This is a genomic window from Paractinoplanes tereljensis, from assembly GCF_016862435.1.
Taxonomy (GTDB): Bacteria; Actinomycetota; Actinomycetes; order Mycobacteriales; family Micromonosporaceae; genus Actinoplanes; species Actinoplanes tereljensis.
Window position 1 is genome coordinate 117,582 of sequence record NZ_BOMY01000033.1, and the last position, 24,733, is coordinate 142,314.

Annotated in this window: 20 protein-coding genes; 11 read left to right on the plus strand and 9 right to left on the minus strand. The window is 72.4% G+C overall.

Annotated elements, in window-relative coordinates:
* Positions 1-22 precede the first annotated feature (22 nt).
* A complete protein-coding gene (locus Ate02nite_RS23335; protein WP_203809021.1) occupies positions 23-1,024 on the plus strand; it encodes an oxidoreductase in 1,002 nt (333 codons plus the stop codon).
* Here the strand turns inward: Ate02nite_RS23335 and Ate02nite_RS23340 are convergent.
* Positions 1,015-1,497 carry a TspO/MBR family protein gene (locus Ate02nite_RS23340; RefSeq protein WP_203809023.1) on the minus strand — a complete coding sequence of 161 codons (483 nt, stop codon included), beginning with the start codon at positions 1,495-1,497 and terminating at the stop codon, positions 1,015-1,017. The genes Ate02nite_RS23335 and Ate02nite_RS23340 overlap by 10 nt on opposite strands.
* 62 nt (positions 1,498-1,559) lie before the next feature.
* On the opposite strand from Ate02nite_RS23340, the gene Ate02nite_RS23345 reads away from it, so the two are divergent.
* Positions 1,560-6,251: a PDDEXK-like endonuclease domain-containing protein gene (locus Ate02nite_RS23345; protein ID WP_203809025.1), complete on the plus strand. Its 4,692-nt coding sequence runs from the start codon at positions 1,560-1,562 to the stop codon at positions 6,249-6,251.
* 69 nt (positions 6,252-6,320) lie between these two features.
* The gene (locus Ate02nite_RS23350; protein ID WP_203809027.1) at positions 6,321-7,709 is read left to right on the plus strand and encodes a WD40 repeat domain-containing protein; all 1,389 of its coding nucleotides are present in this window, start codon (positions 6,321-6,323) and stop codon (positions 7,707-7,709) included.
* A gap of 6 nt (positions 7,710-7,715) precedes the next feature.
* Here Ate02nite_RS23350 and Ate02nite_RS23355 read toward each other — a convergent pair whose 3' ends face one another.
* Positions 7,716-8,441: an SDR family oxidoreductase gene (locus Ate02nite_RS23355; RefSeq protein ID WP_203809029.1), complete on the minus strand. Its 726-nt coding sequence runs from the start codon at positions 8,439-8,441 to the stop codon at positions 7,716-7,718.
* Between the two features lie 105 nt (positions 8,442-8,546).
* On the opposite strand from Ate02nite_RS23355, the gene Ate02nite_RS23360 reads away from it, so the two are divergent.
* The gene (locus Ate02nite_RS23360; RefSeq protein ID WP_203809031.1) at positions 8,547-9,386 is read left to right on the plus strand and encodes a LysR family transcriptional regulator; all 840 of its coding nucleotides are present in this window, start codon (positions 8,547-8,549) and stop codon (positions 9,384-9,386) included.
* A gap of 1 nt (position 9,387) precedes the next feature.
* Here the strand turns inward: Ate02nite_RS23360 and Ate02nite_RS23365 are convergent, their stop codons facing one another.
* Genes Ate02nite_RS23365 through Ate02nite_RS23380 form a run of 4 tightly spaced genes read right to left on the minus strand, consistent with a single transcriptional unit; the run spans position 9,388 to position 12,916 of the window.
* On the minus strand, positions 9,388-9,981 hold the full coding sequence (locus Ate02nite_RS23365) for a TetR/AcrR family transcriptional regulator (protein WP_203809033.1): 594 nt from the start codon (positions 9,979-9,981) through the stop codon (positions 9,388-9,390).
* 12 nt (positions 9,982-9,993) lie between these two features.
* The gene (locus Ate02nite_RS23370) at positions 9,994-10,713 is read right to left on the minus strand and encodes an ABC transporter permease (RefSeq protein WP_203809035.1); all 720 of its coding nucleotides are present in this window, start codon (positions 10,711-10,713) and stop codon (positions 9,994-9,996) included.
* Positions 10,710-12,200: an ABC transporter permease subunit gene (locus Ate02nite_RS23375; protein WP_239147621.1), complete on the minus strand. Its 1,491-nt coding sequence runs from the start codon at positions 12,198-12,200 to the stop codon at positions 10,710-10,712. Before Ate02nite_RS23375 ends, Ate02nite_RS23370 begins: the two co-directional genes overlap by 4 nt.
* Complete coding sequence (locus Ate02nite_RS23380; protein WP_203809037.1) at positions 12,197-12,916, minus strand: ABC transporter ATP-binding protein; 720 nt, start codon at positions 12,914-12,916, stop codon at positions 12,197-12,199. The genes Ate02nite_RS23375 and Ate02nite_RS23380 overlap by 4 nt, the downstream gene beginning before the upstream one ends.
* 87 nt (positions 12,917-13,003) lie before the next feature.
* On the opposite strand from Ate02nite_RS23380, the gene Ate02nite_RS23385 reads away from it, so the two are divergent.
* Complete coding sequence (locus tag Ate02nite_RS23385) at positions 13,004-14,056, plus strand: sensor histidine kinase (RefSeq protein WP_203809039.1); 1,053 nt, start codon at positions 13,004-13,006, stop codon at positions 14,054-14,056.
* Complete coding sequence (locus tag Ate02nite_RS23390) at positions 14,053-14,721, plus strand: response regulator transcription factor (RefSeq protein ID WP_203809041.1); 669 nt, start codon at positions 14,053-14,055, stop codon at positions 14,719-14,721. Before Ate02nite_RS23385 ends, Ate02nite_RS23390 begins: the two co-directional genes overlap by 4 nt.
* On the opposite strand, the gene Ate02nite_RS23395 is transcribed toward Ate02nite_RS23390, so the two are convergent.
* Positions 14,697-16,274 carry a tetratricopeptide repeat-containing diguanylate cyclase gene (locus tag Ate02nite_RS23395; RefSeq protein WP_203809043.1) on the minus strand — a complete coding sequence of 526 codons (1,578 nt, stop codon included), beginning with the start codon at positions 16,272-16,274 and terminating at the stop codon, positions 14,697-14,699. The genes Ate02nite_RS23390 and Ate02nite_RS23395 overlap by 25 nt on opposite strands.
* A gap of 234 nt (positions 16,275-16,508) precedes the next feature.
* Here Ate02nite_RS23395 and Ate02nite_RS23400 point away from each other — a divergent pair, with 234 nt between their 5' ends.
* The 5 genes from Ate02nite_RS23400 to Ate02nite_RS23420 all read left to right on the plus strand — a co-directional run bounded on the left by Ate02nite_RS23400 (position 16,509) and on the right by Ate02nite_RS23420 (position 21,810).
* Entirely contained in the window at positions 16,509-18,092 is a 1,584-nt protein-coding gene (locus Ate02nite_RS23400) for a dynamin family protein (protein ID WP_203809045.1), read from the plus strand.
* A complete protein-coding gene (locus tag Ate02nite_RS23405) occupies positions 18,089-18,829 on the plus strand; it encodes an MBL fold metallo-hydrolase (RefSeq protein ID WP_203809047.1) in 741 nt (246 codons plus the stop codon). Before Ate02nite_RS23400 ends, Ate02nite_RS23405 begins: the two co-directional genes overlap by 4 nt.
* Positions 18,829-19,590: a carbon-nitrogen hydrolase family protein gene (locus Ate02nite_RS23410; RefSeq protein WP_203809049.1), complete on the plus strand. Its 762-nt coding sequence runs from the start codon at positions 18,829-18,831 to the stop codon at positions 19,588-19,590. The genes Ate02nite_RS23405 and Ate02nite_RS23410 overlap by 1 nt, the downstream gene beginning before the upstream one ends.
* Entirely contained in the window at positions 19,587-20,228 is a 642-nt protein-coding gene (locus Ate02nite_RS23415) for an HAD family hydrolase (RefSeq protein WP_203809051.1), read from the plus strand. Before Ate02nite_RS23410 ends, Ate02nite_RS23415 begins: the two co-directional genes overlap by 4 nt.
* 91 nt (positions 20,229-20,319) lie before the next feature.
* Complete coding sequence (locus tag Ate02nite_RS23420; protein WP_203809053.1) at positions 20,320-21,810, plus strand: hypothetical protein; 1,491 nt, start codon at positions 20,320-20,322, stop codon at positions 21,808-21,810.
* A 622-nt stretch (positions 21,811-22,432) separates the two neighbouring features.
* On the opposite strand, the gene Ate02nite_RS23425 is transcribed toward Ate02nite_RS23420, so the two are convergent.
* The gene (locus tag Ate02nite_RS23425) at positions 22,433-23,443 is read right to left on the minus strand and encodes a 5'-3' exonuclease (protein WP_203809642.1); all 1,011 of its coding nucleotides are present in this window, start codon (positions 23,441-23,443) and stop codon (positions 22,433-22,435) included.
* A 268-nt stretch (positions 23,444-23,711) separates the two neighbouring features.
* The gene (locus tag Ate02nite_RS23430; RefSeq protein ID WP_203809644.1) at positions 23,712-24,701 is read right to left on the minus strand and encodes a LacI family DNA-binding transcriptional regulator; all 990 of its coding nucleotides are present in this window, start codon (positions 24,699-24,701) and stop codon (positions 23,712-23,714) included.
* Positions 24,702-24,733: the final 32 nt, after the last annotated feature.

Sequence of the window (24,733 nt, forward strand, 5' to 3'; positions counted from 1 at the left end):
TGTGAAGTTTTACCGTACCGGTATGAGCACTCCACTGGACACCCTCGCCCGGCCCATCACTCTCGGCAAACTGGACCTGAGCAGCCGATTCGTCATGGCGCCGATGACCCGCAAGCGATCACCCGGCGGCGTGCCCACCGCGGAGAACGCCGCCTATTACCGGCGGCGCGCCGAGCACGGCGTCGGCCTGATCATCACCGAGGGCGCCCTGATCGGCCACCCGTCGGCGAGCCACGAGGACGACGTCCCGCGCCTCACGCCGGGACCGGCCGAGGACGGCTGGCGCCTGGTCACCTCCGAGGTGCACGCGGCCGGCGGCCGGATCGCCGCGCAGATCTGGCACCTCGGCAGCGAGCGCATGCCGGCCGAGACCGCCTGGACCCCGGACAACATCAACATCAACGGCTTCGATCAACTGCTGCAGGCGTACGCCCAGAGCGCCCGCGTCGCCGCCGGCGCCGGATTCGACGCCGTCGAGATCCACGCCGCACACGGCTATTTGCTCGACGAGTTTCTGTGGCCGCACACGAACCACCGCAGCGACCGATTCGGCGGTGGACCGAAGGAGCGCGCGACCTTCCCCGCCGAGGTGATCCGGACGGTCCGCGACAACATCCCGGAGGACATGCCGCTGATCGTCCGCTTCTCCCAGTTCAAGGAGCGAGATTACGCCGCTCGGATCGCCGACACGCCGACCGAGCTCGGCGACATCCTCGGAAAGTTCGCCGAGGCCGGCGCCGATGTGCTGCACGCGTCCCAGCGCCGCTTCTGGGAGCCCGCCTTCGCCGGCGACCCGGCCAACCTGGCCGGCTGGGCCAAGCGCCTGACCGGCCTCCCGACCATCACGGTCGGCTCGGTCGGCCTTGACCAAACCCGCCTGGCCGACCTGGCCAAGCACGACGCCGACCTGGTCGCCCTGGGCCGCGTGCTGATCACCAACCCGGACTGGGTCACCCTCGCCACCACCGGCCGTGACCAGGAGATCCGCCCCTACCGCAAGGCCGACGAGGACATCTACCACTGACCGCGGTTGCGCTGAGCGATAGCCGCATTCAGGCCGGTGGCGAAGAGACACCAGGCCGCGTACGGGACGAGCGCCCGCGCCGCCACCGGGTCGTGCCGAGCCGTTCGGCGGATCAGGTCGAGGTTGCTCGCGTCCAGCGCGAGCGTCCCGGCCAGCCCGCCCAGCACGCTGCGCCGCCCGAAGAACAGCCAGTTCCAGCCGGCGTTGGCGGCCAGGTTGACCCCGAACGCGGTGATCAACTCCCGGCGCTCCGGCCCGCGCGTCCGTAGCACCGCATGCCCGCCGGCCCACGCGATGCTCGCGTACAGAGGCGTCCAGACGGCCCCGAACGCCCAGCCCGGCGGCTGCCAGGACGGCTTCGCCAGGGTGCGATACCAGCGTGTTCCGGTGTTCACCGCCGTCGACCCGGCCACGGCAGTAGCGGTCACGGCGCCGGCCGCCACCGCGTAGGTAACCCATCGTCGCGTACTCATAAGTTCTACCCTTTCCCGCGAATCGCCAGCGGAATCACCACCAACCTTGCTGGAATCGGGATATGACGCCCGAAACAGCCACCGAGTCGACACGGGCCGCACTGCGGGCCTGGCGCGACGGCCTGGTGAACCTCGACGCCGGCAACCGGATGATCAACTTCCGGCGGTCCGAGACGGGCATGGTGGAGATCGGCGGGCCGCCGCCGGGGGTGATCGTCGGCGCGCTGCGCTCGGGCGGTGAGCACGGCTTCGCCGGTGAGGGCGAGTTCTTCCGCACCGGCCTGGACCCGCAGGCGCTCGGCACCGTGCTGCGCCGGCTCATGCGCAAGGCCCGGCAGGACTTCCTCGACCGGGGTGTCGACGCGCTGCACCTGGCCATCGGCATGCTGCACTGGCGGGACGAGGAGGGCGCCTCGTACGGCAGCCCGCTCCTGTTGCTGCCGGTCGAGCTGACCGCGGCCGGCCCGGCCGACCTGCCGAAACTGCGCGGCCGCGACGACGACCCGGTGGTCAACCCGGCCCTGGTGCTGCGGTTGCGGCTGCTCGGCATCGAGCTGCCGGCCGTCGAGTCGCTCGCCGACCTGGACCTGGCCGAATTCCTCACCCGGGTGCGCGCGGCCACCGCCGGCCGGGACGGCTGGCGGGTCGACGAGACCGTGCTGCTGTCCACCTTCAGCTTCCACAAGGAGGCGATGTACCGGGACCTGCACGACAACGAGGACCGGATCCTGGCCCACCCGGTGATCCAGAACCTGGCGTCGCTCGACGGCGAACCGGGCTTCGCGCCGATCACCGCCGCCGACGTCGACCGGCTGGCCCCGCCCGAACAGGCGCCGCTGGTCCTGGACGCGGACGCGTCCCAGCGGGCCGGCATCGCGGCGGCCACCGCGGGGCACAGCTTCGTGCTGGACGGCCCGCCCGGCACCGGCAAGTCGCAGACGATCGCCAACATGATCGGCTGCCTGCTGCACGCCGGCAAACGGGTCCTGTTCGTCTCCGAGAAGGTGGCCGCGCTCGAGGTGGTGCGCAACCGGCTCGCCGACGCCGGCCTCGACGACTACCTCCTCGAACTGCACAGCCACAAGGCGACCCGCAAGGAGGTGGCCCGCGGCCTGGCCGCGGCGGTGGACAAGCCACCGGCCGTTCCGGCCACCCACAAGGCAGGCGGTGCGCAAGCTTCCCGCGAGGCCCTTTCCGCGTACGCCGAGGCGATGAACGAGGTACGGGAACCGCTCGGCGCCAGCCTGCACGACATCCTCGGCCGCTGCGCCGAACTCGCCGACGCCCCCGCCGCACCCGCGCCCGAGCCGGTCACCCTGACCCCGGACACGCTCGGTCAGGTGCGCGAGGCCGCCGACCAGCTGGCCCGGTCGTGGCGGCCGGCCGCGCTCGGCGACGACTTCGCCTGGCGCGAGGTCACCGAACGCGACCCGCTCGACGGCCGGCTGCAGCGGGCCGAGCACGCCCTGCGCGAACTGTCCGGCGCGGCCGGTCGCAACGCCGCCCTGGCCGCCGCGTTCGGCCTGGCCCGGCCGTCCGGCGCGGCCGCGCTAGCGGCCCTCGCCGAGCACGCCGCCCGGCGCCCGGCCGGCGTGGACGACGACTGGCTGACCACGGCCAGCCTGCGCCCGGTGCGCAAGGCCGCCACCGAGCGCGGCCGGCGGCTGGCCGGGGTGCGGCAGGCCCGCGAGGCGGTCCGGGCCGCGGCCGGAGTGGAGTGGGACGACCTGCCCGCCCCCGGCGACGTGCCGCCGGTGAAGCGGGCCGAGACCCGGCCGGCCGCCGCCGACCTCGGGCCGCTGACCGCCGAGGCCGCCGCCGGGCTGGCCCGCCGGTTCGACGACGACGCCACCCTGCTCGAGGAGCGGATGCGGGACGTCACCCGGATCACCTCGGCGCTGACCCTGCCCGCGGCCGGGACGTTCGCCGACGTGGCCCGGGCGGTGGCGATCTGCGAGCTGGGCGGGCGGGCCAACCGGCCGGAACCGTACTGGTTCGGCGCCGGGGTGCTGGCCAAGGCCAACGCCGCCACGGCCGCGCTGCGCCGGGGCGTGGAGGCGCTCACCGCCGCCGAGGGGCAGGCCCGCCGGTACTTCCACGAGTCGATCCTGGACCAGCCGGTCGAGCAGCTGTCCGACCGGCTCACCCGGGTGCACCGGGGGCTGTTCCGCAAGCTGTTCGGCGCGTACCGGCGCGACTACGAGGCGGTCGCGGCGTTCGCGCTGCCCACGATCTCCTCCTCGGACGCGGTCGCGCACCTCGGCACCGCGGTCGGCTGGCGGGCCGCGCGCCGCGAACTGGCCGCCCTGGAACAGGACCACGCCGCCGTGCTCGGCCGGTTCTGGCGCGGCGCCACCACCGACTTCACCGCGCTCAACGAGGCCCTGCAGGTCGCGGCCGAGCTGCTGCGGTGGACCCCGCCGCAGGCCGTGCCGGCGGTCATCGACCACGTCTGCGCGCCGGTGCCGGACGACGGGCTGCTGCGCGCCGGGGCCGGGGTGAACGCGGCGATCGCCCGCTGGCAGTCCACCCTGCGCCCGGCGCCCGAGGCGGCGGCCCGGCCGGAACTCGCGCAGGCCGGGGTGCGGGACGCGATCGCCTGGCTGCGCGCCAACGCCGCCCCGCTCACCGCGGCGGCCCGGCTGATCGGCGCGTACGACGAGGCCACCGGCCGTACCCTCGATTTGGCCGGCGCCGAACGCCTGGCCGGCTTGCGGCAGGCCGTCGCCGACGCGCTGGCCGGCGCGGACGGCGACGTCGACCTCGACGAGGGCGCGATCAACTGGGCCGGCACGGCCCGGGAGATCGCCACCGGCAGCGCCGACAAGCCGCTGACCGCCGCCCAGTCCGCCGCCCTCAACGCCGCCCGCCCGGCCGGCGGGCTCGCCGCCCGGGCCGCCGCCTGGACCCAGGCCCGGGACGCGGTGGTCGGCGCGTTCGGCACCGCCCGCCGGGCCGGGCTGGTCGAGGCCCTGGAGGACTACGAGCGCGGGCCGGCGCTGCTGCGGGAGCTGCGTGAGGACGCCGGCGGCCAGGACGAGTGGTTCAGCCACGTGGCCGCCCGCGAGGTGCTCACCGGGTTCGGGCTGGACGCGGCCGTCGCCTACTGCGCCGACCTGAAGGTGGCGCCGGATCAGCTGCGGGCGGTTCTCGAGCGGGCGGTGCTGCGGGCCTGGACCGACGACGTGCTGCACCGCGACGAGCGCCTGCACCCGGTGCGGGCCGAGGAGCGCAGTCACCTGGTCGAGGAGTTCCGGGCGCTGGACCGGTCGCTCGTCGCGTCGGCACCGGCCCGGATCGCGGCCGTGCTCAACGAGCGCCGGGCCGCGAACCTGCCGGCCGAGGAGACGGCACTGCTGCGGCGGGAGGGCATGAAGGAGACCCGGCACCTCGCCGTACGGGATCTGATCGATCGGGCGCGGACCGCCGTACTCGCCATGAAGCCTTGTTTTTTGATGTCGCCCCTCGCGGTCAGTCAATATCTGCCGCCGGACATCGGGTTTGATGTGGTGATCTTCGACGAGGCGTCGCAGGTCACCCCGGCCGACGCGATCAACTGCATCTACCGGGGGAGCGCGCTGGTCGCCGCCGGCGACGACAAGCAGCTGCCGCCCACCTCGTTCTTCGAGACGGTGAACGACAGCGACGTCAGCGACTTCCAGTCCATCCTGGAGCTGGCCAAGGCCAGCGGCGCCTTCCCGAGCCTGGCCCTGGCCTGGCACTACCGCAGCCGGCACGAGGCCCTCATCGCCTTCGCCAACCAGGCCTTCTACGGCGGCCGGCTGGTCACCTTCCCGTCCGCCGACGAGCACAGCCCGGACGCCGGCGTGCACTTCATCCCGGCCGGCGGCGTCTACCGGCGCGGCACCAGCCGGGACAACCCGGTCGAGGCCGGGATCGTCGCCGAGCGGGTGGTCGCGTCGCTGACCGCCTGGCCCGACCTGTCGCTCGGCGTGGTCACCTTCTCGGTGGCCCAGGCCGAGGCGATCGAGGCCGCCCTGGACCGGGCGGCCGCTCAGCACCCCGGCCTGATCCGGCTGCTCGACACCGACCGGCTCAACGGGTTCTTCGTCAAGAGCCTCGAGTCGGTACAGGGCGACGAACGCGACGTGATGATCTTCTCGATCGGATACGGGCACGACGAGCAGGGCCGGATCAGCACCAACTTCGGCGCGCTCAGCCGGCCCAACGGGTGGCGGCGGCTCAATGTGGCGATCACCCGGGCCCGGCAGCGGGTCGAGATCGTCTCGTCCATCCGGGCCCGCGACATCCCGGAGAGCGCCAACGAGAGCGTCCGGCACCTGGCCGCGTACCTCGATTTCGCCGAGCGCGACGGCCTGGTCCGGGCCGACGCGGCCCAGTCGCTGGGCGCGCTGGAGAAGTCGGTCCGGGCCGCGGTCGAATCCTGGGGGTACGCCGTACACAGTCGCATCGGGTCGGGCGGTTACCGGCTCGACCTCGGCGTGCTGCACCCGGCGCACGAGGGCTCGGTCTACGCGATCGGCATCGAGTGCGACGGCCCGATGTACCACGCCTGCCACACCGCCCGCGACCGCGACCGGCTGCGCGCCGAGGTGCTCGCCGGCCTGGGCTGGAACCTGCACCGGGTGTGGGGAACCGCCTGGTACCGCGACCGCACCGGCGAGGAGAACCGGCTACGGGCGGCGATCGAGAAGGCGGTCGCCGACACCTCGCTGCCGGCCCGCGCGCCGCACCGCAAACCGGACCTGCTGAAGCTTCTGCCAGTTTCCTGACACTTGACGTAGTGATCTCTGCTGTCGACTGTATTGACTCACGCAGAGTTGATGTCCAGCATTGTCCGGGTGACCGTCGGAACAGGTGGGCCGGCTCACGCCGCCCCGGTCAGTTGTGTCGCCTTCCGGGCCGACGGAGGGCGTCTGGCAAGTGGCTCCCACGACCGCAGTGTCATCGTCTGGGACACCACCGACCCGGCCCGGCCGGCCATGGTGACCGAGTTCGGTCACCGGGCGGCGGCGCTGTCGGTGGCCTGGAACCCGGGCGCGGCCGACCTGCTCGCGACCGGTTCGGCCGACGGCACGGCGGCCGTGTGGCGGGTCGTCGACGACCGGCCGCCGTCGCAGATGAAGGTTCTCGGCGGACACCCGGGCGCGGTCACCTCGGTGGCCTGGATGCCGGACGGGCAGCACCTGATCTGCCAGATCGCCGAGAACCGGGCCGCGGTGTGGAACGCGTTCGGCGAGACCTACCTGGGCGAGCTGACCGATTGCGTACGGCTGGCGGTCAGCATCGACGGCCTGGTCGCCACCGTCGGTGCGGACGGCCTGGTCGCGGTCCGTGATCTCTGGCGTGACCCGGGCCGCATCACCTACCTGCCGGCCGCCGCCGTCGAGGACTGCGCCTGGTCCCCGGACGGTGGCACGCTCGCGCTGGCCGGGGCCGACGGCTCGCTGGAGCTGCTGAATGCCGACCTGCTGCCGATCCGCTCGGTCCGGCTCGGCGACGCACCGCTGCGCGGCATCACCTGGTCGACCGACGGCGGCACCATCGTGGCCGGCACCTACGACCCCGGGCTGGTCGCGCTGGACGTCGCCGGGCGTCCACAGTGGCGCAACACCGACGTACGCCTATGGCCTCGATCTTTGGCCGCCGCCGGCGGCACCGTGGCCGCCGCGACCTTCGGCGGCCGTCCCCAGTTCTTCGTGCAGTCCACCGGTCAGCCGCTCGGCGGCGGGGGCGGGCAGGCCCCGGCCGAGCCGACCGCACCCTTCCGCGGCGGCGTGGTCGCCGCCACCGGCCGGATCGTGACCGCCGGCCCGGCGGGCGAACGTCATCCGCTGTGGGAACACGACACCAGGGTGGCCGCGGTGGCGGCGGTCGGCGACCGGGTGATCGTGTCGGCCGCCTACCGCGCGGTCCGGGTCATGCTGGTGGCCGACCACGACCTGGTCATCGAGCGCGGCATCACCCTGCACGCCCCCGAGCCGGTCAAGGCGGTCGCCGTGCTCGGCTCGCCGGAGGCTCCGGTCGTGGTGGCCGCCTCGCACGACTTCCGGCTGTTCTCCTGGACCCTCGACTGGACCGGGATGCCGGCCGGGCCCCGGCTGATCGGCGAGTTCGGGTACGGCATCGCCGCCCTCACCCGCCTCGACGACCACCGGCTGACCGCCACCGATCACCACGGCGAGATGGTCATCCTCGCTCTCGGCCCGGACGGTGCCCTCTCGGCCTGACCTTGTTCACCAGGGAATCTGACCGTCGTCGTCGAAGAAAGCGCCGGTCGGGCCGTCGTCCGGCAGGGTGGCCAGATGGATCGCGATCGCCGCGCCCTGCTCCGGGGTGCGGTGGCCGCGGTAGCCGTTGAGGTCGGTCGCGGTGAAGCCCGGGCAGCCCAGGTTGATCAGGATGTTGGTGTCCTTGAGCTCCTTGGCGTACTGCACCGTCACGGCGTTGAGGAACGCCTTCGACGGGGAGTAGGCCGCCGAGATCGGCCCGACGTCACCGGTGCCGGCGGTCTGCCGGGTCAGCGAGCCCACCGTGCTGGACATGTTCACGATCCGCGGCGACGCCGACCGGCGCAGCAGCGGGAGCATCGCGTTGGTCACCCGGATCACCCCGATCACGTTGGTCTCCACCACGGCCCGCATGGTGTCCGCGCCGACCTCGGTGGGAGCCTGCGGCATGCCCCCGGTGATGCCGGCGTTGTTGACCAGCACGTCGAGCCGGCCGGCCCGCTCCTCGATCAGCCGGGCGGCCTCGGTCGCGCTGGCGTCGTCGGTCACGTCCAGCGGCACCCCGAACGCGTCGGCGCCGCCCGCCCGCAGCTTGGCCACCGCGGACTCCCGGCGCTGCTCGTCGCGGGCGCCGACCCCGACCTGCCAGCCGAGCCGGCCGAGCCCGGCCGCGATCTCGTACCCGATGCCCTTGTTCGCGCCGGTGATCAGCACGATCTTCTGTTCGCTCATGATGTCGATCCTTCGCGCGACCGGCCCGGCGCTCCAACACCGTTTGGGTGCCCGTCGATACCGCACCGGTATCGGCTTTCTCGCTGACGGAGTAGCTTGGCGGGCATGGAGACGCGGGAGTTGCGGTACTTCGTCGCCGTCGCGGAGGAGCTGCACTTCGGGCGGGCCGCCAGCCGGCTCGGGATCGCGCAGCCGCCATTGTCGCGAGCGATCCAGCAGATCGAACGGCATCTCGGCGCGGTGTTGCTGGAACGCACCAGCCGCAGCGTCAGCCTGACCGAGGCCGGCGCGGTGCTGCTGCGCGAGGCCCGGGCCGCGCTGGACGCGGTGGAGGCGGCCGAGCGCCGCACCCGCCGGGCCGCGACCGGCCGCCCCGGCCTGGTGCTGGTGGCCAAGGCAGGCGCGTCGGCCGAGCTTCTGGCCAAACTGCTTGACGCGTACGCCGCGGAGCCCGGCGCGGTAGCGGTCGACGTCCAGTTGTGCGCCATCGCCGAGCAGGAACGCCACCTGCGCGACGGCCGCGCCGACGTGGCCCTGCTGCACCGCCCGTTCGACTCGACGGTCGGCCTGGACACCGAGGAACTGTTGACCGAGGGCCAGGTGGCGGTGCTGCCGGCCGGCCACCCGCTGACCACCCGCAAGTCGCTGACCATGGCCGAGGTCGCCGAGATGCCCGGCCTGCCGCTGCCCCGCTGGCCCTGCCCCGACGGCAGCTATCCGTCCGGCCCCGGCCCCGAGGTCCGCGACCACGCCCAGCTGCTCCAGCTGATCGCCCTGGGCCGAGCCGCCGCCGTCCTCCCCGAGTCGGCCTGGTCCCAGCTGCGCGGCGACCTGGCCATGGTCCCGGTCCCGGACGCCCCCCGGGTCACCACGGTGATCGCCTGGCCCCCGCACAGCCGCTCCCGCGCGGTAGCCGGCCTGGTCCACGCCGCCAGCCGGCTCTAGCTCACGGCTGCAGGAGGCGGACGAAGACCTCGGCGAGGGCGGTGGCCGTGCCGGCCGGGGTGTCGCGGGGGAGCATGATGTGGCTTACCGTCAGGCGGATCACCGCGTCGATGGCCAGGGCCACCTCGTCGGGGGAGGTGTCCGGCAGGAACGCCGCGGCCCACTCGCGCAGGACGCCGCCGGCCTCGGTCAGGACTATCTCCGAGCGGGTGGTCAGGTAGGGCAGCAGCTCGTCGGCGCCGCCCCGGGTGCTGGTCAGGACGGCGCGCACCAGCGGGTTGCGGGACGCTTCCTCCAGGGTCATCACGATCGCGGCGTAACCGGCCGATCGGATGTCGCCGCCCTGGGCGAACAGCTCGGTGCGGATCCGCTGGGCGAAGTGCCGCACCTCGCTGACCGCCAGGGCCTCGGCCAGGCCGGCCCGGCCGTCGAACTCGTTGTAGACCGTCTGGCGGCTCACGCCCACCGCGGTGGCCACGTCGACCATGCGCACGCTCTCCCAGCCGTGCTCGACCGTCAGGTCACGCGCTGCCCTGATCAACGCCTGCCGGAGGCGGGCGCGATTGGACTCGCGGTAGGAGGACGTCGTTTCCATGAGCCTGAAAGGTTACACATCTCGTGCACAGATTACGGCCGCGCCGATCCCGAAAGTGACGAAAGCCCAGGTGGCGGCCACCCCTAGGCCGGGCCAAGGCTGGACCGGCAGCGATGCGAGGTCCACCGTGGACAGCACGGTCAGGCCGGCCGTGCTGGGCATGGATCGGAAGATGGCCCGCTGCCAGTCCGGGTTGTGGAAGAAGTCGATGATGACCGGGGCCAGGTAGAGCAGGCCGAGGATGGTGCCGGTGGCGGCCACCGGGCTGCGCAGGACGGCGGCGACGCCCAGGCCGAGCAGGGCGATCGCCAGCAGGTAGAGGACCGCACCGCCGGCCGCGCGCAGCAGCGGGCCGGACGACAGGGCCGGGTAGTCGCCGATCAGCGCGCGACCGGCCAGCACCGACGCGCCGACCGACAGCAGCGCGGCGCCGAGCACGCCGGTCAGCAGCAGCGCGGTCTTGGCGGCGAGCACGGTCAGGCGGCGGGGGAGCGCGGTGAAGGTGGCCAGGGCCAGGCCGGTGCCGAACTCGCCGGCCAGCAACTGCACCGCCCACGCCGCCACCACCGCCTGCCCGAGCTGCACCCCGAGCAGGCTCACCTGCACCGGATCCTCCCCGCCGAATACCGACGCGGTCACCGACAACCCCACCGTCAGCAGCACGATCAGCGCCGGGTAGTAGATCGGGACGGTGATCAGCTTGGTCCACTCGGCGTGCAGGGCGGCCCTCACGCGTCGGCTCGCCGGGTGCGGATGACGGCGAAGGCCAGGATGGCGGCCGCCCAGGCGGCCAGGACCAGCAGGCCGGCCCAGGGCGGCAGCGGGAAGTAGCCGTCGGTGGGTGTGTAGGGCTTGCCGACCTGCGGATAGGCCGGCAGGGCCTGCTGCACCGCGAACGCGGCGGCCGGGGTCACCCGCATCAGCCACTGGGCGGCCGTAGTGGGCAGCACCGACGTCGTCGCGAGCAGGTAGGGGACGATCACCGCGAGGATGGCCAGGGCCACCGCGGGGACGCCGCGGCGGAGGACGGCGCCGATCGCGTACGCGAGGACGGCCGTCAGCGCGAGCAGCACCGCACTGCCCACGATGATCCGCAGCAGCGTCCCGGTCGGCACCGGCAGCAGGAAGTTGCCGCGGGCCCGCAACACATGGCCGGCCAGTGGCAGGGTCACCGCCGTCGCGACCAGGCCGGCGACGAAGACCGCGGCGCCGATCACCGCGGCCTTGGCGGTCAGCACGCGGCCGCGGTGGGGCATGGCCGCCAGGGTGGTACGGATGAGTCCGCGCCGGTATTCGGCGGTGATGAACAGAACCGCGACCACGATGACGATCAGCAGTGCGGCGATCAACCCGGCCAGCGTGAAGGTGATGGTCGGGCCGCCCTCCTGACCGGCCGGCGCGATGTCACCGGTGCCGGTGACGGTCAGCCGGCCGTCCGCGGTGGTGAAGCCCTCGGCCTGGTGGAACTGCTCCCAGTCGGTCTGCATGGCCGGTTCGTCGCCGACGTTGTCGTACGTCCACGAGCCGGTCGCGGAGACCTGGTCGAACACGGCGGTGGCCTGGGTGAACCGGGCCTGCACGATGCTGCCGCCGTGCGCGCCGGCCTTGGCCGTCACGTTGCTGGGCGACGCCACGAACAGCCCGATCTGGACGGTCTGCGGCAGCCCGGGCAGGCGTACGGACTGAATTTCGGTCCAATCGACGGCGTCGGCAGACGCGTACCCCCGGATTGTTTCTCCGGAGCGTGACAGGCGCAGCCAGCGTGCCGCCGCCGGGCCGGAGTGGTCCTCGGTGAAGTTGTGCTGCATGCGGGTGCCGTGCGCGCCGGTGACCAGCACCGAGGCGTAGGCCGAGCCGGGTTTTGTGCCGTCCTTGACGATCAGGCCGGCCTTGGCCCAGGGGACCAGGCCCTCGACGATCTGGTCGTGGTCGGGCGGGGGATAGGTGATGATGCCGGTGAAGTCGGCGACGTGCGCGGTGATCGTGCCGTCGCCGGTCAGCGGCTGGTGGACGAAGGAGAAGTGGTCGTTGACGGCCTGGCCGCTGGGGCCGGTCGGCGGGTGCGGGCAGTCGGCGCCCTCCTGCTCGCCGCAGGAGGTGGTCACGCCGAAGGCGGCCAGCACGCCGAGGCCGAGGATGACCGCGGCCGCTCCGATCAGGCCGGCCAGCCAGCCGGTGGCGCTGCGCAGTTTGGTCCATTCGGCGCGGAGCATGGTCATCGCAGGGCTCCTTCGCCGCGGGTGAGTTCCAGATAGGCGGCTTCCAGGGAGCCGAACTCGGCGGTCAGCGAATCCTTGGTCGCGGCTCGCAGCACCCGGCCCCGGCCGACGAACACCACGTGCCCGGCGATGTCCTGCAACTCGGCCATCAGGTGGCTGGAGACCAGGACAGTACGTCCCTCGGCGGCCAGATCGCGCAGCAGCGACCGCATCCAGACGATGCCCTCCGGGTCCAGGCCGTTGAACGGCTCGTCCAGCATCAGCGCGGGTGGGTCGCCGAGCATCGCCGCCGAGATGCCGAGCCGCTGCCGCATGCCCAGCGAGTAACCACCCGCCCGGCGCCGGGCAACTGTCCGCATGCCGGTCATCTCCAGCACCCGGTCGACCCGGCCGGCGCCGAGCCCCTGCGAGTGGGCCATCCACAGCAGGTGGTTGCGGCCGGACCGGCCCGGGTGCAGGGCGTTCGCGTCGATGAGTGCGCCCAGGTGGGTGAGCGGCCGGTCCAGATCCGGGTAACGATGGCCGCCCACCAGAGCGGTCCCGCCGGTGGCCCGGTCGAGGCCCAGGATCACCCGCATCGTGGTCGACTTGCCGGCGCCGTTCGGGCCGACGAACCCGGTCACCGTCCCGGGCGGCGCGGTGAACGTCATCCCGTCCAGGGCGACGGTCGCCCCGAACCTCTTGTGCAATCCGCTGACTTCGATCGTTTCGGTCATGGCGACGAGTTCTACGGGGCCGGGGGTAACCGGGGCGCGACACCGGCCGTCATTCCGCTGTTAGGTGCGGGCGGGCATGCTGGGCGGATGGGCGTCCGGTTGCGTTTCACCCTCCTGTACGGGGGACTGTTCCTACTGTCCGGGCTGGGCCTGCTCGCCATCGTCGCCGCGTTCAGCCTGAACAACACGGTCTCGGTGCCGGCCGGCCAGCAGGTCGCCGACGTCCAGCGGGCGGTCGCCGACGCCAACGCCGCGCACACCCGGCAGCTGTTCGCCGGGGTCGGCGTCGCACTTGTCGTGATGCTGCTGTTCGCGCTGGTGATGGGCCGGGCGGCGGCCGGCCGGGTGCTGCGGCCGCTGCGCCGGCTCACCTCGGCGACCCGCCGGATCACGGCCGACAGCCTGCACGAGCGGCTCGCCGTCACCGGGCCGGACGACGAGGTGAAGGCGCTCGCCGACACCATCGACGAACTCCTCGCCCGGCTGGAGGAGTCGTTCGCAGCGCAGCGCCGGTTCGTCGCCGACGCCTCGCACGAGCTACGCACCCCGCTCGCCACGATCCGGGCCACGATCGACGTCGCGGTGGCGAAACCGGACCCGGTCGCGCCGTCCACCGTGCAGCTCGCCGACCGGGTCCGCCGCTCGCTCGACGAGGCCGACACTCTCCTCGAAGGGCTTCTGGTGCTGGCCCGGGCGCAGCACGGCGCGCTGGACGACCGGACGTCGGTGTCGCTCACCGATCTTGTCGTGGACGCGTTGCCCTCTTCACTCCGGGTCGAAAGTGATCTTGGAAATGAGGTGCTGACCAGGGGAAACCCGGTACTGCTGGCCCGGCTGGTCGGCAACGTGCTCGACAACGCGGTACGGCACAACGTTCCCGGTGGATGGGTGCGGGTCGGCGTCCGGAGAGAAGGCGACCGGGCCCGGCTCACCGTCGAATCGAGCGGGCCGGTCCTCGACCCCGGCCAGGTCGGCCGCCTCGGGCGGCCGTTCCAGCGACTGGGCGCCGACCGCACCGGCGCCGGCACCGGACTGGGCCTGTCGATCGTCGCGGCGGTGGCCGCCGCGCACGGCGGCTCGGTCACCCTGGCCGCCCGCGAGCAGGGCGGGCTGCGCGTCGACGTGGAGCTGCCGGCGTGAGAATCCTGGTCGTCGAGGACGCCCGCGCCCTCGCCGCGGTGGTCGCCGAGGGATTGCGCGACCAGGGCATGGCGGTCGATGTGGCGTTCGACGGGCTGGCCGCCGCCGCGAAGATCGACGTCAACGCGTACGACGTGGTGGTCCTTGATCGTGATCTGCCCGGCCTGCACGGCGACACCATCTGCCAGATGATCACCGACCGGGACGGCGACCGGGCCATGGTCCTGATGCTGACCGCGGCCGGCTCGGCCGACGACCGGGTCCGCGGCCTCACCCTCGGCGCCGACGACTACCTTGCTAAACCGTTCCACTTCCCCGAGCTCGTGCTGCGGATCAAGGCCCTGGCCCGCCGCCGCCCGGCCGCCCGGGGCCGCACCCTGCGTGTCGCCGGCCTCGAACTCGACCCGATCACCCGCACCGCCACCCGGGCCGGCGTCGCCCTGCACCTGTCGGTCAAGGAGTTCGCCGTCCTGGAAGCCCTGATGCGGGCCGCCCCCGCGTTCCTGAGCAGCGAGGACCTCCTCGAGCAGGTGTGGGACGAGAACGCCGACCCGTTCACCAACACGGTCACCGTCACCGTCGGCCGGCTGCGCCGCAAACTCGGCGACCCGCCGGTCATCACCACCACGCCGGGAATCGGTTACCGCATCGCCCCGGCCGGCTGAGCGGCCGTCCGCACCCGGTTCCGGCCGGCCCGCTTGGCCGTGTAGAGCTGGGCGTCGGCCTGGGCCAGCAACGTCGCCTGGGTGCTGCCGTCCACCGCCGGCGCGGCGCCGATGCTTGTCGTCACCGGCAGGTCGCCGACCGCCTGCCGCCACGGGTGCGCGGCGATCCGCCGGCGCAGCCGCTCCAGCACGGCCAGGGTCTCGGCGTGCCCGCGCCCGCACAGCACCAGCAGGAACTCCTCGCCGCCCAGCCGGGCCGCCATCGCCGAGTCCTCGCCCAGGCCGGTCACCGTGTCGGCCAGCATCGCCGCCACCATCACCAGGACCTGGTCGCCGATCTCGTGCGAGCAGAGGTCGTTGATCTGCTTGAAGTGGTCGAGGTCGAGCACCGCGACCCACAGCGGCTTCCCGCCGTTGCGGGCCCGGTCGATCAGGGCGGGCAGGTGCTCGTCGACGTAGCGGCGGTTGCGCAGCCCGGTCAGCGGGTCGCGGCGGGCCTGCTCGCGGAACCGGTCGGCCTCCTGCCGGGCCTCGTTCACCTCGAACAGCGCCTGCCGGGTGCGGGCCTGCGCCTCCCGCTGCTCGTCGAGCACCTGCTTCTCGGCGAGGTGGTAACGCTTGTACTCCTCGTACGCCCGCTGGTAATCGCCGGCCGCCGCGTACACCTCGGCTTGCTCCTGCAAAACCCGTACCAAAATCTCACCGTGACCGTGCGCCTCGCAGAGTGACCGGCATTCGGCCAGGGTTTGCCGGGCCGCGTCCGCGGCGCCTTGCAGGCGCCGCGTGATCGCGAGGGTCAGCAGAAACTCCGGCAGGGCGTCCGCCTCCTGGTGCCCTTCCGGGTACGCGGTGATCGCGTCCAGGATCGTCTGCTCGGCCTCGGCGTACCGCCCCAGCGCGACCTGCACGCTGGCCACGGTGTCCAGATCGTTCGGATCGAGACGGTGACCCCGGGCCGCCGCGAGCGCGCGCATCTCCTCGACGAGCTCCCAGGCACGCTGCGGCTCGCCGGACAGGTATTCGGCGTACGCGTGGTTGTTGAGGACCATCATCTCGTCGCGCACGTCCGGCGAATTCCGGGCCAGCTCGGCCGCCTGCCGGTAGCGTTCCCGGGCGGCGGCGATCGAGCCGGCCTCGGTGAGCGCGTCCGCGTACTTCACCACGTACGGCAGGCGGCGGCGGGCCGGCAGGGTGTCGTCCAGGTGCTCGACCGCGGCCACCGCGTGCTCGAGCAGCGCCGCGACGTCACCCATGTTCCGGTAGGTGCGGCCGAGCAGCAGGTGACTGCGGGCGATCAGGTAGCGGTGATCGTTCCGGCGGGCCCACTCGTTGACCTGCCACATGACCGAGGTCGAGGCCTTCAGGTCACCGGAGCGCTCGGCCACGTCGGCCTGGATGAGCCGGGCCCGCATCTCGGCCGCCTCGTCGCCGGCGGTGGCGGCGGACAGCTCGATCTCGGCGGCGCGGGACGCCCGGCCACGGGGATCGAGGCCGGTCCAGTCCTCCAGGCGGTCCAGCTCTGCCGAGCGGGCCGCGCTATCGCCGGGAGACACGCCTGTTCATCGGTTGGATCCCGTTCTCCTTGAGTACTACCCGTCGGTAATGGTGGCGTTCACGCCCGGTCAATGGCAATGCCGGTTTGCCAACCGCTCTTCGGGATCCTTTCGCTGTCCGTCTGGCGGATGCGTGTCCGTCCAGCGTCGGAAAGGCTTCATTTCAGTGTTGTCGATTGCCTAACAGCTTTGTCGATCGTGGCATACGGGTACCGGCTCGGGTGGAGGTGCTACGTGACCGAACCGGCTCCGGGGCTCGCCGAACTGATCGCCACCGTGCGGGCCGAGGCGATCGCGCTCGGCCGGGACGATCTGGCCGGACAGCTCCCCGGCCCGCTCGGCGCCCGCGACACCATGCGGCGCACCCGGATCGTGGTCGCCGGGGGAGCCGGAGCCGGGAAATCCAGCCTGATCAACAGTCTGCTCGGGCGGCCCGGCCTCAGCCCCGCGTCGACCGGCGGCTGGATCGAGTTCCGCTACGGCGCGGCCGACTCGGCCACCATCCTGCTGGCCGACCCGGCCGACCCCGGCACTCCGCGGCGGCTCGCCGCCGACCTGGTGGACCTGCCGGCGTACGCGACTCAGGCCCGGATCACCGCCCCGGTCATCGGCGCCGAGGTACGGCTCGACGTGCCGGTGCTGCGCGAGCTGGTGCTTGTCGACACGCCCGGCGCGCCCACCCGGGCCACGCTGTCGGCGCTGCGGCAGGCCGACGCCATGCTGTACGTCTGCGACGCCACCCGGCCGATCCACCCCGACGAGGTCGACTTCCTGATCGAGGCCGCGCAGCGGGTGCAGACCGTCGCGATCGCCCTGAACAAGATCGACACTCCCGGGCACGGCCGGGCCGTCGCCGAGTCCCGCCGCCGCCTCGGCGACCGGCCCGAGCTGGCCCGGTTCGCGGTGCACGCGGTCTCGGCCCAGATGGCCGACCGGGCCGGGCGACCCGGGACGGCCTACACCGCCGCGATCCGGCTCACCGAGGCGGCCGGGGTGCGCCCGCTCACCGACCGGCTCCTCTACGACGCGAGCGACGGCGCCGCCCGGCTGCGGTCCGCCAACCAGGCCCGGATCACCGCGACGATCGCCCGCGAACTGCTCCTGCACATCGACCGGTCCACCGGGCCGGCCGCGCGCCGCAACGACGACGTCGCCGCCGTGACCACCCTCCTGGAGGGCGCTGTTCTCCCCGGCAGCACCCGGCTGGAGGAAGCTCTGCGCGCGGCGGTGAATCGATTTGGCAGCGCCGCCGACGCGCTGGTGGGCGAGCGGCCGCCCCGGCTGATCACGGCGCTGGCCGGAGCGGCCGCCGACGCGCTGGACGAGTGCCAGGACCGGGTCCTGGACGCGCTGCGGGACGGGCTGCGCGACGACGTGCTGATCCCGTCCGGCAGCGACCTCGACCTGCGACTGCGCGCGCCCGACGCGTCCCGGCCCCGCGCCCTCGACCTGCTGCCCACCATCACCGGCCTGCTCACCGGGTCGGCGCCGGTGGTGTCGGTGCTGACCGGTTCGGCCGCGGTCGCCACCGGCATCGCCGTGGCCGCCTGCACCGGCTGGTGGCGCCCTGGGGACGATCCGGGCCCGGCCGTCGACCGCGCGAAAACCATGTTCGACAGTGAGTTGACCCGCCGGGTCCAGCTGGTCCGGCGGTACGCGGCCGAGCACCTGCCGTTCCTGCTCGAAGCCCGCCGCGACCGCCTGCGCCGGTCCGGCCCGGAATCCGCACCCGACGCGGTAGCCGCCCGCGCCACCCTCAACCTGGTGCTGGAGGACCTGTCCCGCTACCACCGCCCGGCGGATAATCGCTGGGCATGAGACGCATTTCGCGGAGGCTGCTGTTCACCGGAGGTGCCGGCGCCCTCGGCGTCACGGTCCTGACCACGGTGACCGGCTGCTCCTCCTCTCCTTCTTCTACCCCGACGACGCCTGCCGAGACTCCGGTCGCGGCTGCCGGCGGTGCGGTGGCCGGCGACTGGCACCGGGTCAGCCTGTCCTTCGTGTCGGCCTACCTGCTCGTCCGGGGCGGCGAGGCGGCCATCGTGGACCTCGGCACGCCCGGCTCCGGCTCGGCCATCGAGGAGGGCCTGAAAGCGGCCGGCTCCGGCTGGGGCGAGGTCAAGCACGTGATCCTCACCCACCTGCACCGCGACCACGTGGGCGGCCTGACCGACGTGGCCCCGAAGATCAACGGAACCATCTACGCCGGCACCAACGACCTGGCCTCGATCATCTCGGAGAAGACGCTGAAGCCGCTCAACGAGGGCGACGAGGTCTTCGGCCTGCGGATCGTCGAGACCCCCGGTCACACCCTCGGGCACATCTCGGTCCTGGAACCGTCGACCGGCATCCTCATCGCCGGCGACGCCCTGCGCAACCAGGGCACCCTGCAGGGTTCGGCCCCCGAGAACACCACCGACGAGAGCAAGGCCGCCGCGAGCGTACGGAAGCTGGCCGCCCTGGACATCAAGGCCATCCTGCCCGGCCACGGCGAGCCCCTCACCGCCGGCGCCGCCCAGGCCCTCAAGGCATTGGCCGCTACCATGCCGAGCTGATGAAGACATCTGTGGTGATCGCCCAGCTCGAAGTGGTGTGGGACGTGCCGGCCAACCTGGCGGCGGTCCGCGCGGTCCTGGCGGAGACCAGGCCCGGCGAGGTGGTCGTGTTCCCCGAGGGCATGCTTTCCGGCTACGGCGAGGATCTGCTGTTGGCGGACCCCGCTGTCCTTTCGGCCGCCGTGGATGAGGTCGGCAAACTTGCTGTTCGGCACGAGGTGGAGGTCTTCTGCGGCTCGCTGCTGCCCGTCGGCGATGGCTGGTGCAACGCCGGCATCCACTTCTCGGCCACCGGCGACCGCCGCGTCTACCGGAAGATCAACCTAGCCATGAACGAACGCGGCGTGCTCACCGCCGGCGACGAACTCCCGGTCTTCCCGGCCGGTGACCTCACGGTGGGCGTCCAGCTGTGCCGGGAGATCCGCTTCCCCGAACAGTGGCAGCACCTGGCCGACCAGGGCGTCCAGCTGTTCGCCTACCTGACCAACGCGGCCAACACCCGCGAACCGGCCGGCGTGTGGCGCAGCCACCTGATCAGCCGCGCCGCCGAGAACCAGCGCTTCCTGGCCGCCGCCAACATCGCCCACCCCGACCAGCACTGCCCGACCATGCTGGTCTCCCCGCGAGGCGAGATCCTGGCCGAACTCCCACCGGGCCGCCCCGACGTCCTGCGCCACACCATCGACCCGGCCGAGACCGCGAGCTGGTACCTGGACCAGCGCCGCCGCGACGTCGTAACGGTCTCGGCGCCGGCCCGATGACCCGCGGGGCGGTGTTCTTCGACGTGGACGGCACCCTGGTGCCACACACGAGCAGCGGCCACCATCTGGCCGCCTCCCTGGGCCACGAAGACCTGAATCAACAGGCCGAGGACGGGTACGGCGACGGCTCCCTGACCAGCGCCGAGTGCGCCATCCTCGACGCCCGTGGCTGGGCCGGCTGGTCACCCGCCGAGGTGAACGGCTTCCTGGAGTCACTCCCGCTGATCGACGGCATAGCCGAGACCGTGCGGTGGTGCCTCCGGCACGACCTGGTTCCCGTGCTGGCCACCCTGGCCTGGGACGTAGTAGGCACCCACCTGTGCACCCGCTTCGGCTTCGCGAGGTCGTCCGGCCCAAGCCTGGAGGTGCGCGACGGCCGCTACACCGGCGAGGTGGCCACCCAGTTCGACGAGCTGGACAAGCGCGACTTCGCCCTGGCCGTAGCCACTTCGCTGCACCTGGACCCGGCCCACTGCGTCGCCATCGGAGACGGCCGCTCCGACGTCCCCTTGTTCGGCGCGGTAGGCCACGCGATAGCCCTGAACGGCACCCCGGCCGCCCGAGCCGCCGCCCACGTCACGGTAGACGCCACCGACTTGCGGGCCGTCATCCCGTACCTCCAAGGGTTTTGCCTCTGATCTCGGCCCGTCCGGCCTGGTCGCGCACCTTTCGCCGGCACCGCCACCCGGGGGCTGCGCTCCGGCCCGCCGGTCAGTAGGGTGCTCGCTCATGACCGGGGACAAGATCGCGGAATCAGGCGCGGAAGCCAGCAACGACAAGCCACCCGCCACCCCGCCAAAGAAGGCAGCAACTCCCCGCAAACGAAAGCCCCGTTCCACCACCCCAAAGGCCGTGCCTGCCACTGCCGAGGCAGCCACGCAGCCTGATGTCGCGGAAGCCACGTCACCCGCTGCGGCGGAGTCGGTGGCGCCTGCCGTTCCGGAGCCTGCGTCGCCTGCTGTCGCGGATTCCGCGTCACCCGCCGTTCCGGATTCCGCGTCGTCTCCTGTCGCGGAGCCTGCGTCGCAAGGCATCCCGGCGGCCTCGCCGCTCGCCGCCGCGGAGGCTGGCATTTCTCTGTCCGGCACTGAGTCGGTTGGCGCGCCTGAGGCTGTCAAGGCCTTGGGCGGTGCGGACGCCGCAGGTAAGGCCTCCGCTGTCGAAAGTGGTGCGAACCCGACGGGCGCGACAACGCTTGCGGAGGCCGACCCCGGGGAGCTCACCGAGACCGGGCCGGACGCCTCGGGCGTCGTCCCCGCATCCGCGGACCACGGCGATCCTGGCGCCGGTGTCCCGTTGCAGGCAGCGGCGGGCGAGGAAGTCGGCGCCGACAGCGAGCCGGGCAGGCCGCGCCCTGACTCGGCAACCGACACAGACGCCGAGCTGCCGGCTGGCGATGGCGTGAAGCCAGGTGCCGACGCGAAGAACGCGGCCGTCGTCGCAGAGGATTCCGCTGCGGCCAGCCCAGCGGTCAATGCCAACAGCGAATCCGCAGAGACGCAGACGGAGGACGCCGACAACGCCGCTCCTGTTGCCCCGGTTACCGACGACGACGCCGCCGACGCCGCGAGCGCTGTCGCCGGGAACCCCGATGTGGGCGCGAGCGGCGATGTGGACGCCCATGCTGACGCCAGCGTCGCTGCCCAAAGCGGAGCTGACGCGGACGTGGATGCCGAGACCGAGATCGACGCCGACGCCGACGCCGATGCGGCGGGCGCTGGCATCGAGGGTGACGACCAGCGGATTACTGAGCCTCTGGTCAACGAGGGGGCCTTCGCGCACGCGCCGACCGGGCGCGGGGTTGTCGACGACTTTCCGCCTGCCGGGGCTTACCCCGAGGTGCCTGAGGGCGGGGACGAGTTCGACGAGGATCTCGACGAGGACGAGGTCGTCACCGGGTTTGATCGGCGGCCGGACATCGCCGGGTGGCTGATCACCCCGATCGCTACCCTGCTGATTGCGCCGCTCCTGGCCGGGGTGCTCACGTTCTTCGTGGCCGAGATGACCGACGACTCGCCGGGGATCTGCCGGAGCGCGCTGGCCGACAACCGGTGTGAGGAGACCGTGCTGCGGATGGTCGCGCAGCACACCTTCGCCTTCCTGATCCTGTGGGTGGTGCTCTGGGCGCTGCCGTGGTGGCGTGGGCTGCGCTGGTACCGGGTCTGGTTCGCCGTCGCGGCCACCGCCGTCCTGCTGGTCGCGCCGCTGCGCTTGCTCTAGAAACCGACCGAACCTCGCCCGTGCCGAGCGCCCTTGGGCGCTCGGCACGCGGGCTACGCGTCGTTCATCGCGCGAATGCCCTTCGATTGATTCCCGCCGGCGCCGGCTGTGTCGAATAGTGGTCGCCAGCTCCCGGATTCTGGGCCCACAGCATGCATCGCGGCCCAGCTCCCGAATTCCGGGAACCGGCGTCCACTTAGTGGCGCTGCTAGCCGGGAAGACCCGACATGCCGCTTTTATCTACGCCGCGACGGTGAAGCCCACCGCGAAGTTGTCGATCTGAATACCCGTCCGTTGCTCTACCGTTCCAAGATCTGGCGATTTCGGCGCGGGAGCAAGTCCATGCCTGCCGATTGACGCCAGGAACGCCGGCACCGGACGACGCGGGTCGACCGCAGCGGCAGAACCCCGAGCATGTCGATCTCCCGCGCGAAGGGAGCAGCAGATCTTCAAGATCGCGGTTGCATTCCGCGGCTCGCGGCACTCCCGCGGCCCGGGAGGTCCTCGCAGGAGGGAGCTGTGTCGTCGCGCAGGCCCAATTGGAAGGAAAGCTGGGGTCTCCGCCGCGATTGAGACCCCAACTCCCTGGAGATTGGGGTGACCTTGGCGCCTGAAATGATCGCTAGAACAGGGATAGTTGGCCTGGGGTTGGGTCTCGGCGGGCGGTCATGCCTCCGCGGAAGACCCATGGGCGCAGCTCGGGCATCTCGTCGGCAGGGGGCTCGCCGGGGGCGGCCGGTGGTGGGGGAGCGCCGCCTACCAGCGCCCACAGTGACGGGCCCAGGTTGATGCCCCGGGCTCGCAGGGCCTGGCGCATCGTTGCGTAATTCAAGGGCAGGCGGGCGCCGGCCAACGGCGGCAACGGCAGGTCGCTGCGCATGGCCATCAGGGTGCGATTGAGGGTTACCGTCTGGCGGGCGGACGGGGCCGTGAAGTGGGTCGCGGCCTGGTCGCCCACGGCCTCGCGCAGCGCTGGGAGCGTTGCCTCCCACGCGGCCTCGACCGTGCCGAACGCGGTTAACAGCTTCTTTGCGGTTGTGGCGCCGAAACGGCGTACGCCCGGAAGGTTGTCGGAAGGATCGCCGCGCAGCGCGGCGAAATCCCGGTATTGGGACGGGCGGACGCCGTAGAGGGCCGGCAGGGCCTCGCTGTCCACCAGGACGGCCTCGTCGAAGCCGCCGTTACGCACCCGCAGCACCGTGGTGGTGTCGTCGATCAGGGCGAAGGCGTCGCGGTCGCTGGTCATCAGGACCGATTCCCAACCGGCCGAGCGGGCCAGGGCGGCGCCGCTGGCGAGAACGTCGTCGGCCTCGTAGGCGGGCGGCACCACCGTGCACACGCCGGCCTCGGTGAGCAGGGTGGGGGCCGCGGCCAGCTGGGTGGTCAGGTCGGCCGGCTTGTCGGGGCGGTGGGCCTTGTAGCCGGGGAACTGAGTGCGGCGGGCCGACGTGCGCGGGCAGTCGAAGCCGACGATCACCGCGTCGGGCTGCACGTGGGCGGCGGCCCGGGCCAGATAACCGAACAGGCCGCGCAGGGCCCAGATGGGGGAGCCGTCGGGTGCGGTAATGCCCTCGAAGGCGCCCGCGTGATAGGCACGATGCAGGAGGCTGTTCCCGTCCAGGACCAGAAGCATCGGCACGCGACGAGCGTACGCGTAAAACCCACCGGGACCATCACTCCCCTGACGGCCCCGGCGGGGGTCTCTTACGCCACGCGGTCCGGACGCCGGGGCCGGCGACCGGACCGGCGCGAACATCCGAGGGGGGATGGATGTTCACGTTCACAAACCGCGGATGAACCTCACGGTTACATCTTCGTTTCATGGAATGTTAACGATCACAACAGCGATGTCAAGATGGACACACCATCTTAAGATTCCGGCGAAACGAATCGACCTAGATCTATGTCGTCGGAGAGGCGACGCTGTCCCGCTCCACCAGGGAAGGGGCGATCGTGCGCCGGGTGCCGATCTCCGACATGCCCGACTCGATCTGGGCGATCAGCAGCTCCAGGGTGGCCGTGGCCACCGCGGCGAAGTCGGGGCGGACGGTGGTGAGCGGCGGCGTGAAATAGGCCGCCTCGGGCACGTCGTCGAAGCCGATGATGCTGACGTCGTCGGGGACCTTGCGGCCGTGCTCGTTCAGCGCGCGCAGCAGGCCCAGCGCGATGTGGTCGTTGGCCGTGAAGACCGCCGTCACATCCGGCAGCCGGGCCAGCAGCTGGCCGTTGCGGTAACCGCTGGCCGCGCTCCAGTCGCCGGTCAGCAGCGGCGGGATCTCCACGCCGGCCTCGGTCAGCGCGGCCTCCCAGCCGCGCACCCGGCCGGCCGCGTCGAACCAGTCGCTCGGGCCGGAGATGTGCCAGACCGTGCGGTGCCCGGCGTCGAGCAGGCGCTTGGTCGCGGCGTGCGCGCCGGCCACCTGGTCGACCGTGACCAGGGTGCTGGACCGCTCGGGGTCGCCGTCGATCGTCACCAGCGGCACGTCGGCCGGCAGATGCGCCAGCGCGGGACCGGCCGACGCCACCGGCGCGATCACCACCAGGCCCGCCACCCGCTGGTCCAGGTGGCGTTCCACGGCCTCGGTGATCGAGCGTTCGTCGAGGCTGCGCACGCTGCCGACGTTCACCGCGAAGCCGGTCGCCTGCGCCGCCTCCTCGAAGGCCGTCAGCAACGAAGCGGGTCCGTAGAGCGACGAGTTCTGCGCGACCACGCCGATCACCTGGGACGTGCCGGTGACCAGGGCTCGCGCCGCCCGGTCGGGCCGGTAGCCCAGTTCCGCTATCGCCGCTCGCACTTTGAGCCGGGTCTGCTCGCTCACGTTCTTGTGCTCGTTGAGCACCCGCGAGACGGTCTGATGGGACACCCCCGCCAGCCGGGCGACGTCCATCATGCCCGGCGGCCGTCCGCGCTTCACGCTCACCA